This window comes from Hamadaea flava, from assembly GCF_024172085.1.
Lineage (GTDB): Bacteria > Actinomycetota > Actinomycetes > Mycobacteriales > Micromonosporaceae > Hamadaea > Hamadaea flava.
On sequence record NZ_JAMZDZ010000001.1, the window covers coordinates 2,352,833 to 2,365,495 of the forward strand.

General features: G+C 70.1%; 12 protein-coding genes. 6 read left to right on the plus strand and 6 right to left on the minus strand.

Going from position 1 to position 12,663, the window contains the following annotated elements:
- The first annotated feature begins 196 nt into the window (after window positions 1-196).
- On the plus strand, window positions 197-1,696 hold the full coding sequence (locus tag HDA40_RS11050) for an HNH endonuclease signature motif containing protein (protein WP_253754659.1): 1,500 nt from the start codon (window positions 197-199) through the stop codon (window positions 1,694-1,696).
- Between the two features lie 99 nt (window positions 1,697-1,795).
- Window positions 1,796-2,221, plus strand: a complete 426-nt coding sequence (locus HDA40_RS11055) for a hypothetical protein (RefSeq protein ID WP_253754661.1) — start codon at window positions 1,796-1,798, stop codon at window positions 2,219-2,221.
- Between the two features lie 7 nt (window positions 2,222-2,228).
- Here the strand turns inward: HDA40_RS11055 and HDA40_RS11060 are convergent, their stop codons facing one another.
- Window positions 2,229-3,206, minus strand: coding sequence for an ArsR/SmtB family transcription factor (locus tag HDA40_RS11060; RefSeq protein ID WP_253754663.1), 978 nt, complete (start codon window positions 3,204-3,206; stop codon window positions 2,229-2,231).
- Between the two features lie 70 nt (window positions 3,207-3,276).
- On the opposite strand from HDA40_RS11060, the gene HDA40_RS11065 reads away from it, so the two are divergent.
- The gene (locus HDA40_RS11065) at window positions 3,277-4,479 is read left to right on the plus strand and encodes an MFS transporter (RefSeq protein ID WP_253754665.1); all 1,203 of its coding nucleotides are present in this window, start codon (window positions 3,277-3,279) and stop codon (window positions 4,477-4,479) included.
- A gap of 83 nt (window positions 4,480-4,562) precedes the next feature.
- Here HDA40_RS11065 and HDA40_RS11070 read toward each other — a convergent pair whose 3' ends face one another.
- The 3 genes from HDA40_RS11070 to HDA40_RS11080 are packed head-to-tail and all read right to left on the minus strand — an operon-like array spanning window position 4,563 to window position 7,050.
- A complete protein-coding gene (locus HDA40_RS11070) occupies window positions 4,563-5,429 on the minus strand; it encodes a hypothetical protein (protein ID WP_253754667.1) in 867 nt (288 codons plus the stop codon).
- Between the two features lie 13 nt (window positions 5,430-5,442).
- On the minus strand, window positions 5,443-6,264 hold the full coding sequence (locus HDA40_RS11075) for an Fpg/Nei family DNA glycosylase (RefSeq protein WP_253754669.1): 822 nt from the start codon (window positions 6,262-6,264) through the stop codon (window positions 5,443-5,445).
- A 12-nt stretch (window positions 6,265-6,276) separates the two neighbouring features.
- The gene (locus HDA40_RS11080) at window positions 6,277-7,050 is read right to left on the minus strand and encodes an MBL fold metallo-hydrolase (protein WP_253754671.1); all 774 of its coding nucleotides are present in this window, start codon (window positions 7,048-7,050) and stop codon (window positions 6,277-6,279) included.
- A gap of 56 nt (window positions 7,051-7,106) precedes the next feature.
- Here HDA40_RS11080 and HDA40_RS11085 point away from each other — a divergent pair, with 56 nt between their 5' ends.
- On the plus strand, window positions 7,107-7,331 hold the full coding sequence (locus tag HDA40_RS11085; protein WP_253754674.1) for a hypothetical protein: 225 nt from the start codon (window positions 7,107-7,109) through the stop codon (window positions 7,329-7,331).
- A 451-nt stretch (window positions 7,332-7,782) separates the two neighbouring features.
- The gene (locus HDA40_RS11090; RefSeq protein WP_253754676.1) at window positions 7,783-8,742 is read left to right on the plus strand and encodes a GlxA family transcriptional regulator; all 960 of its coding nucleotides are present in this window, start codon (window positions 7,783-7,785) and stop codon (window positions 8,740-8,742) included.
- A 19-nt stretch (window positions 8,743-8,761) separates the two neighbouring features.
- Here HDA40_RS11090 and HDA40_RS11095 read toward each other — a convergent pair whose 3' ends face one another.
- Window positions 8,762-9,493, minus strand: coding sequence for a class I SAM-dependent methyltransferase (locus HDA40_RS11095; RefSeq protein WP_253754678.1), 732 nt, complete (start codon window positions 9,491-9,493; stop codon window positions 8,762-8,764).
- Window positions 9,490-9,867: a hypothetical protein gene (locus HDA40_RS11100; protein WP_253754680.1), complete on the minus strand. Its 378-nt coding sequence runs from the start codon at window positions 9,865-9,867 to the stop codon at window positions 9,490-9,492. The genes HDA40_RS11095 and HDA40_RS11100 overlap by 4 nt, the downstream gene beginning before the upstream one ends.
- Before the next feature lie 111 nt (window positions 9,868-9,978).
- On the opposite strand from HDA40_RS11100, the gene HDA40_RS42065 reads away from it, so the two are divergent.
- Entirely contained in the window at window positions 9,979-12,585 is a 2,607-nt protein-coding gene (locus HDA40_RS42065; protein ID WP_253754682.1) for a LuxR C-terminal-related transcriptional regulator, read from the plus strand.
- Window positions 12,586-12,663: the final 78 nt, after the last annotated feature.

Here is a 12,663-nt window from a genome sequence, read left to right on the forward strand (position 1 = left end):
CTTCGGGTCGCGGGCGCCGCCGCGTTCGCGCCGTCGGCTTGGCTAGTGCCGGAGCGACCTCCATCGCTAAGGCTTCCTAGGAGGATAGGCTCCGATCAGCCATCGGTTGTGGACGCCGCGTCCCCGGCGGATCGTGGCACATTCTCGTGACCTTGACCCCTGGAAGGTGTCGTACCTTCGTTCTAACGTTGATCCCATGGGCGGGGTGTTGGCGCAGGTCGAGGCGGATGTCGCCGAGCTGGTCGCCGGTCCCCTGTGGACACTTTCGGACGCCGAGGTCACCGACGAAGTCCGCCGGGTTCACGTGCTGATCCAGCAGTTGTCGGCCCGGCTGCTGACGTTGATCGGCGCGGCGGACAGTCGCGAGATCCCGTACACCGCAGGGGCGACCGGCACCGCGAACTGGCTGACCTATCTGCTGGCGATGCGGCATCGGGACGCCGTCGCCTGGACCAAACTCGCGCAGTTGCTGCCTGAGACGCCTGCCGTGGAGGAGGCGCTTGCTGCGGGGCGGGTCAACGTCGAGCAGGCCCGGGTGATCGCCAAGACCGTGCACGACCTGCCGTCCGCTGTGGGCGAGGTGGGCAAGGCGAAAGCCGACCAGGCGCTGACCCAGCTGGCGGTTGAGGATCGGTTGCGGCCGGAGACGTTGGAGAACCATCGGTCGCAGATCCTGGAGCTGGTCGCGCCGGAGATCGCCGAAGAACGCCTGCGCAAAGACTTGGAACGCGCTGAGCGGTCGGCTTACGACCGGCGCGACTTCACCCTCATCCCCTATGGCGAAGGCGAATACCGGGTGCGCGGCGTCCTCGATACCGAGATGGCCGCGATCGTGCGAACCGCGTTGGATCCGTTGTCCGGGCCACGCAAGCCTGCGCCCACGGCTGCGGCTGCCGCACTGCCCGACGCCTCGGGCGGCTGTGTCGCATGCTGCCCTAACGATTGCCCAGCCGCTGGCGGCAGTGCCGGCTGCGCTGGCGGCTGTGCGGGCTGCGCTAGTGGCGGCGCGGGCTGCGCCGGTGGCGGTGTTGCGGGCTGCGCGGGCGGAGGCTGCGTGCATGCGGGCGGAGCGGATGCGGTCGAGGGCGATCACATCGCAGCTCGGGTGCTGGCGGGTGAGCCGGATCTGCGTTCGGCCGGCGCCCGACGAGCCGACGCGCTGGTCGAGGTGTGCCAGCGGATCATGAACGCCGGGGAGCTGCCGGACAACGGCGGCGAGAAACCCCACCTGACGATCACCCTGCCCTGGGACGCCCTCCAGGCGAAGGTCGGCGCAGGCTTGCTGGACACCGGTGACCTGCTCACCCCGGAGACGGTGCGGCGGCTGGCCTGCGACGCGATGATCATCCCCGCCGTCCTCGGCGGCGACGGACAGGTCCTCGACGTCGGCCGTGCCCGGCGGCTCATCGACGGGCCACTGCGCCGTGCACTTGTGCTGCGGGACAAGGGATGCGCATTCCCGGGATGTGACCGGCCACCCCAGTGGTGCCACGGCCACCACATCCGAGCCTGGGCCGACGGCGGAACCACCTGCCTGGCCAACTCCGTCATGCTCTGCGGTTTTCATCACCGCGAAATCCACCACGGGTACTGGGAAGTCCGCATGCGACCGGACGGATTCCCCGAATTCCTCCCGCCCGCCTTCGTCGACCCACAACGAAGACCAGTCCGGAACACCCTTCACCGACGCTGCTGAACTCCCCCGTTCGGCAGGATTTCACAAACCGCCGCATTCCGGACTAATCGGGTGGAAGGATCGAGGCGACTCATCGACCACCGATCAGGAGGAAACCGCATGCGACGCTTGCGGAGGACCGCCGCCATCGCCGCGACCGCCGTTCTGTCCGCCGCTGGGCTGCTGGCGTACGCCCATCCCGCCGCGGCGGGCTACGGCTGCACGGGCCGGCTCGTTCACTCGTTCAGCCACTACGACACCCGCGACGGGGAGTTGGCCGCACGCTCCTACGTGTACTGGGATGGCACCGACACCTGCGCGCGGCTGGTCAAGGTCAAGTATCGCGGGTTGCCGACGACGCTGCACCTGGACATCTGCACTGCCGCCGGTGAGTGCGGCAACGACTGGGACCAGTATCGCTATCAGGCCGTCGCCGCTGTCAACGGCGATCGCTGCCTCAGCCTGGCGGTCGCCGGGTTCACCGCCGACGAGCAGGAGATCTACCGCGATCGCCTCCCCAGCAGTGGGTACGCCCACTGCGACTGACACGTCGTCAGGCGACGCCCGCGGCCAGCAGTGTGTCGGCTGCGGGCGTACGCATGTTCAGGACGGCGTGACCGGCACGGTGGGCGGTGATGAGCCCGGCCGCTCGCAGCGCGCTGAGATGCTGGGAGACACCGCCGGCGGACATGCCCGTCCGCCGCGCTAAGTCGGTTGTGGACAGTGGCGCGGCCAGTTCCACGAGCAGTTGCGCGCGACTGCGGCCGATGACGGCGGCGAGCGCGGCCGGGGCCGGGGCGGCGCTCTCCCACAGCGTCGCGATCCCCCGCGCCGGGTACGCCAACTGCGGGCTCTCGGACGGCGTGACGGTACGCACGGCGGGCCAGACGAAGACGGCCGGGACGATGAGCAGACCGTTGCCGGTCAGCGGTAGTTCGCCGCCGCACAGCTTGTGGGCGACCGACAGCGTGTCGTCCTGCCAGCCGACCGCCTCGTGCAGTCCGTTGAGCAGCCCGGCTGCGCCCTCCTCGACCAGCAGCCGGGCCCGGTAGAAGACCTCCGCCTCCAGGAGCGCCTTCATCCGGGGCCAGTGCTCCGCCAGAGCGATGTCCCAGTACACCGTCAGCTCGGCGGCCAGCCGGGGCAGCCCGGACGCCGGGTCGTCATACAGGGCTTGGGCCGCTGCGTTGCGGGGCCAGTCGACCAGGTCCAGCTCTGCGCGTACGACTTCATGGGGAGTGGCGAGCAGGATCTGCAGCTCGTCGGCGAGGCTGGGGGCGAGCGAGTCCGAGGGCGGGGTCAGGAAGTCGGGCATGTAGCGCGTGCCTGGCGGGATGAGCGCGGACAGCAGGCTGCCGCGGCCGAGACCCGCCGCCTCGACGCGGGCCTGGACCCGGTCGACCCAGGGCCGTTGGATGACGTGGCGCTCCGGCGCCTGGAGCACGTGGTAGCTGGAGGCGGCCTCCCAGAGACAGGACAACGCGAACCGGATCCGGGCGACGTCCCCGGCCGTGAACTCGAGCGTCAGCACGATGCCTCCTCAACATTCAGCTCCGACTAAAACAGTACTCCGGGCTCGGCGGAGACCTGAGGCTACGATCATGGCCACCAGCACAATCGCCGCACCCCGCACCGGGCTGTTCAGCGACCTGCCCCGCACCTTCTGGATCGTCGCCGCCGGTACGCTCGCCAACCGAATCGGCACCATGGTGGTGCCGTTCCTCGTCTTCTTCCTCGGCGCCCAGGGCGTCTCGACCTCCGCCACCGGCACGATCGTGGTGGCGCTCGGCTTCGGCGGCGCCGCCGGATCGGTCGCGGGCGGGTGGCTCGCCGACCGGATCGGACCCCGATCGGCCCTGATCGTGGGCCTGGTCGCCGCCCCGGCGGCGCTCGGCGCGCTCTACGTCGCGCCCACGATCGCGCTCATGACGGTGGCCGCCGTCCTGGTCGGGCTCACCGGCAAGCTGTATCCGCCCGCCGCCAACGCCCTCGTCGCCGCTTCGGTGACCGGCGAACGGCGTACGCGGGCCTTCAGTCTCATGCACTGGGCGTTCAACATCGGCGCCGCCGGCGCGGCCGCGATGGCCGGGTTCCTGGCCGCCCACGGGTACGCCCTGCTCTTCGCGATCGACGGGATCACCTGCCTCATCTTCGCGGTGATCGCGGCCATGTTCCTGCCCCGGGTCGCCACCGCCCGGCGCGCGAACGAACGCGGCGGCTACGGCGTCCTGTTCGCCGACCGGCTCATGCTGGCCTTCATCGGACTCGACCTGGCCCAGGAGATCGTCTACAGCCTCACCGAGTACGCCATCCCGCTGTCGATCCGCCTCGACAACCTCAGCCCGGCAGTCTTCGGCGCGGTCGCCGTCGTCAACGCCGTCCTGGTCGTCCTGCTCCAGCCGGTGCTGTATCCGCGGCTCGCCCGATTCGGCCGGCTGCAGGTGCTCGCCGGGGCCTGGATCGTCGTGGGCGTCGGCATCGGGACGACCGGCCTCGTCCACACCCCCGTCGGCTATGCCCTCAGCGCGGCGATCTGGTCCGTCGGCGAAGTCGCCGCCGGCATCGTCGCCGGTGGCATCGCCGCCGACCTGGCCCCGGCCCACGCCCAAGGTCGCTACCAGGGCGCGATGATCTGGGCCGGGTCGCTCGCCCGGCTCGCCGGACCCGCCCTCACGACGTTCCTCTTCGCGTACGCGGGACCGGGGGCGGTGTGGTGGACCGCAGCGCTCACCGGGGTCATCGGGGCTCTGCTGCTCGCCCGCCTCATGCCCGCCCTACGGACACGCCTCGCCACCCCGGCGTGACCCTGCCTTTACCTGCGGATCACGGTTACCCATGCCACCTCGGTCGCGGGAGGCATGCGTAACCGTGATCCGCAGAGAGCTTCTCAGTCCTTGAGGTCGGCGCAGCTCGCCTCGTCGGGCAGCAGCGGCCGGAACGTCACCGACCAGCGCTTGCCACCCGAGGTCCACGGCGTGGCCGTGTTCGCCTTCTTCGCCGCGTCCAGCGTCGCCGTCAACTGGTCGCCGGTGACCGTCACGCAGCCCAGCTCGAAGCCGGTCCGGACGGGCTCACCCGGCAGGGCCGGACCCGGCCAGGCGATCTCGGGCTGCTGACCGACTCCGCTGGAGTCGGCGTTCCAGGTCCGGGAGACCGCGGCGAGCCCCTTCGCCTCGTACGGCTTCGAGGCCGAGACCGCGTCCTGGCCGAGCGTCTTCGGCAGATCGGTCAGCTGAGCCAGGTACGCCTTGAGCTTCGCCCGCGCCTGCACCTGAGCATCGGTCAAGCCACTGCCGTTGGCCTCGCCGAGGGCGTAGACCTGGCTGGTCTTCAGTCCTGACGTGGTGAGCACCGCGAACTTCGTGTCCGGCGCGTCGGTGACGCCCGGCTGCCCGTAGTCGGTGCTCGCCCCGACCCCGGCGTCCACGCCGAGCTTGACGAGCTTGTCCACATCGGCCACCGAGATCTGCTGCACCTGGACGTTCGGCAACGCCGGACCGGGATAGATCGCGATCACCGGCCCCTCCGTCACCACCCGGCCGTCGCCGTACACGCTGATCAACGGCAGCCGTGTGACGAGCATGTCGGGCGAGACGAACCCGCCGACATAAGAGACTTGGACGACGGCCGCGTCAGCGGCGTAGGACCCCGTGGAGCCGGTGTCGCCGGGCGTACCGGAGTCGGCCTTCGCGCAGGCGGCGCCCGTCAGGAGCACCGCCGCGAGCAGCGGAAGGAGCAAGCGAGTTCCGTTCATGAGCCTGGGACGGTCAAGACCCGGCGGCGGTTCCCGCCTGACAGCGCGGACACCAATAAGAGTTGCGCGCGGCGAGCGTCCCGCGCCGGATCTCCGTGCCGCACAGCAGACAGGGCTGACCGGCCCGACGATAAACGTAGACCTCGCCGCCATGCCGGTCGACACGCGGCGCCCGGCCCATCACCTCGGGCGTATGACTGGCATGAACTGTGTCGATCCGGCCCCGGCGGACGCCCTCGCGCATCAGCTCCTGAAGATCCTTCCAGAGCAACGCCCACTCGTCCGGCGTGATTCGCGTACCGGGGCGGGTCGGCTCGATGCCCGCACGGAACAGCACCTCACACGCGTACACCAGACCACAGCCGGCCACGATCTTCTGGTCCATCAGCAACGTGGCCACCGCCAGCGAGCTGCGGTGGATCCGCTTGTACGCCATGTCGGGGTCGCCGTCGTCGCGAAGCGGATCGGCGCCCAGCCGGCCCTTGAGCGCCTCGACCTCGGGCGGATCCAGGAGCTCGCACGCGGCCGGTCCCCGCAGATCCAGCCAGTACGCCGACGACTCCAGCCGAAGGCGTACCTGCCCGATCGGTTCCGGCGCAGCGCCCTCGCCGTCGCTGAAGACGCCGTACAAGCCGAGATGCACGTGCAAGCTGTGTCCGTCATAGTGATGCAGCAGATGCTTGCCGTACGCCTCCGTCCGGCGCAGCACGCTCCCCGAGATCAGCTCGGCGCCCGCTTCGAACCGCCCCTGCGGGCTGCTCACGCGTACCGGCCGCCCACCGAACAGCTCCGCGTGACGGGCGGCGAGCCGGTGAATCGTATGACCTTCAGGCACCCCGCGACGCTACTACAGCGCCGAAGTCGCGGGCATTCGTAGGAACGGTTCGGTCAGGTGCGGGGTGGCGAGGATTCCGTCGCCGCCGAGCGCGCCCAAGGCGGCCAGCCGGGACGTACGCGCCAGCGCCGGGTCCACCTCATGCGCGTACTCGATGGTCGGATGGAGCAGTTGGAGCGCGTGGACCAGCAGGTCCCCGGTGACCAGGAGCCGGTCGTGAACAAGGACGGACTGGTGGCCGGGCGTGTGCCCGGGCGTCGCGAGGATCTCGATGCCGGGCGCGAGCCGGGCGTCGCCGTCGAGCAGGTCGAGCTGGCCGGTGGCGGTGAGTGGGCCGGTGAACGCGAAGGTCGGCAGGTCGGCTGATTGCAGCAGGTAGCGCGCGTTGCGGAAGTAGGGCGTGCCGCCGGTGACCGCCCACCCGATGTGGTCGGTGTGCACGTGCGTCAGCACGACGGTCTCGACGTCGTCCCGCTCGATGCCGGCGTCCGCCAGTTCCTCGGGGAGTCGTCCGGGGACCGGGGCCCAGGACGCCGACGGCGCGTCGGCCGGGCCGATTCCGGCGTCGACGAGGACCACCCGGCCGTTCGGGCGGCGCAGGGCGAAGCACCGGAAGCGCAGCAGCCACTCCCCGTCCTCGGTACGCGCCCCCGGGTCGAAGGCGTCGGCGTCGGCCCACTGCTCGGGCGTCGCCGGGAACACCTCCTCGCGCGGCGAGAAGAACGGGCCGGACCCGTCTTCGAGCATGATGATCTCGATGTCGTCCAGGATCATGGTCGGCCGCATCGGACGATGATGCCATTCCGGCGCGGAACGCCGCGCGGCCGTGGGACCGTGAGGGCATGACCGTCGAACAGATCGGCCAGTTGCATCGCGCCCGCGAGGCCGCGAAGGAGTCGGCCAAGGCCGCCCGCCGGCTCGCGGAGTTCCTGGAGACCGCGCCCGCCGGGCCGGACGACGCTCAGCTCACCGAGTTCATCACGCTGCTCGCGCGGGAGGAGGCGACCCGGGCCGAACGCGACGAGGCCTGTGCGTCGGCCGGCTACCAGGCGCCGAGCGTCGAATAACCATGGACTAGGCCGGATGGCGTAACGGCCCGATGCGCTCGTCGCGCTTCGGGCCGTCAGTCCGGTGTGGGTCGACCGCGCGCATTCGTCGCGCGGGACCGGCTCAGTGGTGGATCAGCGGGGTGGTGCGTCCGCGAGCGTCATTGCTCCAGCGGTGGTGCTGCTTCGGTGGTGCTTCGGTGCTGCGGTGGTCGCCGGCTCGGTGCCCGCTGGGTCAGCGGGAGACCGGGTACCAGCGCGCGCCGTCCCGGCTGTCGGCCGTCCAGCCGGCGAGCCCGGCGATGGTGACGACGACCGTCGTGATCAGGACGAACAACATGGCGAAAACCGTCCGTTCGGTGAGGTGGGAACCCTTGTAGGAACAATTCTCGCGCGTAGATGCTTCCGCAGAAAGTGGCCGGATTGACCGTCGACCTCGAAATCCTGCCAGTATCGCGGTAGCCTGGGTCACATGCCCCTCCAGAAGGTCGCCGTGCTGGCCCTCGACCAGATCGCCCCCTTCGAACTCGGCACCCTGTGCGAGGTCTTCGGCACCGATCGGACCGACGACGGCTTCCCGCCGTACGAGTTCCAGGTGTGCAGCGTGGACGGCGGACCGGTGCGTACACGGTCGGGATTCGACCTGACGCCGCACGCTGATCTGGCCCCGCTCGCGTACGCCGATCTCGTCGCCGTCCCGGCCCACCCCATCGACTCCGTCGTCCCCGAAGCCGCCGCCGTAGCTCTGCGCGACGCCCACGAACGGGGCGCGATCGTCCTGTCCGTGTGCTCGGGTGCCTTCCTGCTCGGCGAAGCCGGCCTGCTCGACGGACGCGAATGCACCACCCACTGGAAGTTCGCCGACGAACTGCAACGCCGCTTCCCGCTGGCCGAAGTGGACCCCCGAGTCCTCTACGTCGACGACGGCAACCTGCTGACGAGCGCCGGAACCGCGGCCGGCATCGACCTCTGCCTCCACCTGGTACGCCGAGAGCAAGGCGCGGCGCTGGCCACCAAACTCGCCCGCCGCATGGTCGTCCCGCCGCACCGCGACGGCTGCCAAGCCCAGTTCGTCGACATCCCCCTGCCCGAGGAACCGGACGCGCCGACGCTCAGCCCGCTGCTCCTCTGGATCTCCGAGAACCTCGACCGCCCGCACAGCGTGGACTCGCTGGCCGCCAGCGTCTACATGGCGCCGCGTACGTTCGCCCGCCGCTTCAAGGCGGAGACCGGGGCGACCCCGCACGACTGGCTCACGACCCAGCGGGTCCTGCTCGCCCGTCAGGTCCTCGAGGAGACCGACCTCGGGATCGATGTGGTCGCAGTCCGCTGCGGCTTCGGCGACGCCGCCGCGATGCGCCACCACTTCAGCAAGCGGCTGGGGACTACGCCTCAGGCGTACCGGGCGACTTTCCGCACCGTCGCGGCCTAGTCGCCGCGCGGACGACGTGTCAAACGCGGCGGGCGAGGATCAGCGTGTTGCCGATCGTCATGTCGAGCCGGTCGGCGTACGCCGTCGTAACCTCGCGCATCGCCGTCAGTTTGGCCGTCTGCTCCTCGGGCGGCAGCATCCGGTACCACGAAGTCGTCTGGTGCAGCGCGATGAACTGCTCGGGCTCGTACGGGAGAACACGGTCGAGGAGGCGCACCTCGATGTCGGTCAGAGCGGTGTGGTCGCGAAGTTCGGCGACGCCCCAGTCGGCGATCGGCGGGCGGGGCTTGTCGGGGCCGAAAAGGGGCTCCATCGCGGCTTTGACCTCGGGGTCGGCGTAGGACGAACGCGCGCTGACGAGCGCGAGCGTGCCACCGGGAGCGAGGGCACGTTCGGCGTGCTGCGCGCGGGCGACCGGGGTCACCCAGTGCCAGGAGAGCGCGGCGTAGATCAGCGTGACTCCGCCGGCCGGGGGCGTCCAGTCTTCGAACTTCGACACTTCGATCGCGACGTCCGGCACGCGCTGGCGCAGCACGGCGGCCATCCGCGGATCGGGCTCGACGCAGGTGATCGGGAAGCCATGGCCGGCGAACAGGATCGTCGCTTTGCCGGTCCCGGCGCCCACCTCGACGGCGCTGGTCACGGGTCCGATGTGGGCGGCGTAGCCGAGGATCTGGTCGGCCAGTTCGGCCGGGAGATCCGGGCGTACTTCGTCGTAGAGGTCGGCGACCTCGCCGAACTGTGTGCTCACGCGCGCCTCCAGGTTCCGGCGATCAGGAAGATCTCGATCAAGGTTACGAGCGACAGCCCGAGGATCCACCAGGCGGAGAAGTCGGCGAAGACGGAGGCGACCGTCAGCCCGAGGCCGAGGCCGAAGCCCGCGCCTAACCCGAAGAGCGCTCCGCTGGGCAATCGTACGGCCGCGAGCCGGCTGAAGATCACGTACAGGAGCCAGAGGCCGCCGGGTGTCACCAGGGCGATGCCGACAAGGTCCAGCAGGGACGGGCCGTGCCCGGGTCCGAAGCGGATCACTCGTGGGCCTTCGAGCCCGGCCGGCAGCGCCAGAATCCCGATACCGCAGAGAACGAGAGCAAGTGCGACGACGATCTGACGGCGTACCGGCATGGTGGAGATTATGAGTCAAGGTCGACACGCCGTGTTACCGCACTAGAACTGACCGGAATGTCCATACGAACGGACGACCCGATGGATCTCTAATGTCGGTACTCTGCACCGGTGGGCGAACCGTGGCAATTTGTCGGTCGTCACGCTGAGCGTGACTCGGTACTGAAATCGGTTACCGCATCGACTCCGCGTGGCGTGGTCCTGAGTGGAGCCGCCGGTGTCGGCAAGAGCCGGCTACTGCGCGAGGTGCTGACCAAACTGGACCGTACCCGCTTCCCCTACCTGGCGGCAGCGGCGACGGCCGCGACGGCGAACCTGCCGCTGGGCGCGTTCGCGGAGATCCTGCCACCGACCCCGCCGATGGGCGCGAACCCCACTTTGCTGCTGCGCTGGGCGCTCGACGCCATCCGCGCGCACGGCGGCGAGCTTCCGACGATCCTCGTGGTCGACGACATCCATCTGCTCGACCCGCTCGGCGCCACCGTCGTGCTGTACGCGTGCCGCAGCGGTGCGGCGACGCTGATCGCCACGCACCGCTCCGAGACGCCGGTACCCGACGCGATCAGCACCCTCTGGAAGGACGACCTCGTCGAACGGACCGAGGTCAAGGCGCTCGACGAACAGCAGACGACCGAGCTGCTCGGCAAGGTGCTGCAGGCGCCGGTCCAGCAGGCGAGCGCGACCCGGCTGTGGCAGATCACCGAGGGCAACGCGCTGTTGCTGCGCGAGGTGCTGACCAGCCTGGAGGGCACCCCCGAGCTGACGCTGGAGCACGGCAGCTGGACGTGGAGCGGCAAGCTGCCCACCGACCCGGCGCTGAACCAGCTCGTGGACGAGCGCATCGGCCGCCTCGAAGACCCCGTCCGCAAGGTGCTGGAACTGGTGGCGCTCGGCGAGCCGATCGGCCTGAACCTGATTCAGCGCGAGTGCGGCGAGGGCCCGGTCGCGCAGGCCGAGGACTCGCTGTTGATCCGCGTCGTGGAGGACGGCAAGCGGCAGAACGTCCGCCTCACCCATCCGATCTACGGCGAAGTGCTGCGGCACAGCATCAGCGTCACCCGGGCGCACAAGCGGCGGGCGCAGCTCGCCGAGCTGATCGAGTCCACCGGCGCCCGCCGGCGGCAGGATCTGCTGCGGGTGGCCGTCCTGCGGCTCGACAGCCGGACCGCGACCGACCCGAGTCAGCTACTGCGCGCGGCGGGGCTCGCCTTCGCCGATCTGGATACGCGGCTCGCCGCCCGGCTGGCCGAGGCGGCCAACAACGCCGGGGCCGGCTTCCCGGCGCAGGAGCTGTTCGCCACCGCCGTCGGGCTCAACGGCGATCCGCAGAAGGCGCTCGAACTGCTCGACGAGGCCGCGCGCGAGCACACCAGCGACTGGGAGGTGGCCCGGATCGCGGTCGCCCGCAGCGTCCAGCAGATGACCGCGATCGACGACTCCGATCCGCTCGCGGTGCTCGACGACGCCATCGGGCGGGTCACCGATCCGACCACGCGGGCGTGGATCCGGGCGCACATCGCGCCCGAGCGGATGTTCTACGCCTTCTACGAAGACCTCGACAAGCTGCTCGCCGACATCAACGCCGACCCGTACTCGTCGGAGGCGGCCAAGCAGTTCGCGGTGACCCTCCAGCTCGCGATGCGTGCGTGGCGCGGTGAGCCGATGGCGGCGCTGCGCGCGATCGTGCCGATGGAACGCAGCAGCCTCTCCCTGATCCCGGAGATGCCGTACCTGAGCAACTCGATCCACTACACGCTGGGCCAGGCCTCACTGCTCGCCGGCGACGTCATCCACATCCAGGGCGCGCCGGACCAGCCGGAGTTCTTCCCGGTGCTCGAAGGCCAGCAGGTGCTCAACCGCGCACAGGCGCTGCGTATGCTCGGCAGCACCCGCCAGGCGCAGCGGCTCGCCCAGGGCGCGCTCGGTCATCTCCACACGGGTGGCCGGATCTTCCTGCCGGCCGTCTACGCCGAACTGGCGCAGTGCGCGGCGGTCAACGGCGACGGCGCGGCCGAGGACTACCTCGTGGAGGCCGAGCGGACGTTGACCCGGGCGCGGCAGAACCACCTGCCGTGGGTGGGTCTGGCCCGCATCCAGGTCGACGCGAGCGCCGGTCGGATGGAGGCGGCCCGGGCGGCCGCCGACGATCTGATCGGAATTCTGCGCCGTAACGGGTTCTCCGCGCTGGAAGTGCTCGCGCACCACACCCTCACTCGCGCCGGGCTCGCCGACGCCGAGACCGGCGACCGGATGGCCGAGCTGGCGTCCAAGGTGGAAGGACCGTTGGCTCAGGCCGCCGCGCGCCACACCCACGCCCTGCTCACCGGCGACGTCACCGAGCTCAAGTCGATCGTGGAGGAATACGGCCGGCTGCGCCTCACGCTCTTCGCCACCGAGGCGGCCGCGCAGGCGTACCAGATCAAGCCGAGCGACGCGATCGCCTTCCGCCTCGCGGACCTGCTGGGGCAGATCGAAGGCGTCCAGACACCCGCGCTGAATCTGGGCATGACTGCACTCACCGAGCGCGAGCTGGAGATCGCGGACATGGCGGCCACGGGAATGTCCAGCCGCGCGATCGCCGACCAGCTCGTGGTCTCGCACCGCACTCCGGACAATCATTTGTTCAAGGTGTACGCGAAACTCGGCATCGCCGGCCGCACCGAGCTACCAGCGCGGCTGCGGCTCTACAAGGCCCTGCATACTCAGCGGCCGAGCTGACCCTACGCGACCGCGTTCCGACGATCACTCAGTCCACTATTGGTGATCGCACGGCTCTGCAATTTGCACGTTGGCAAT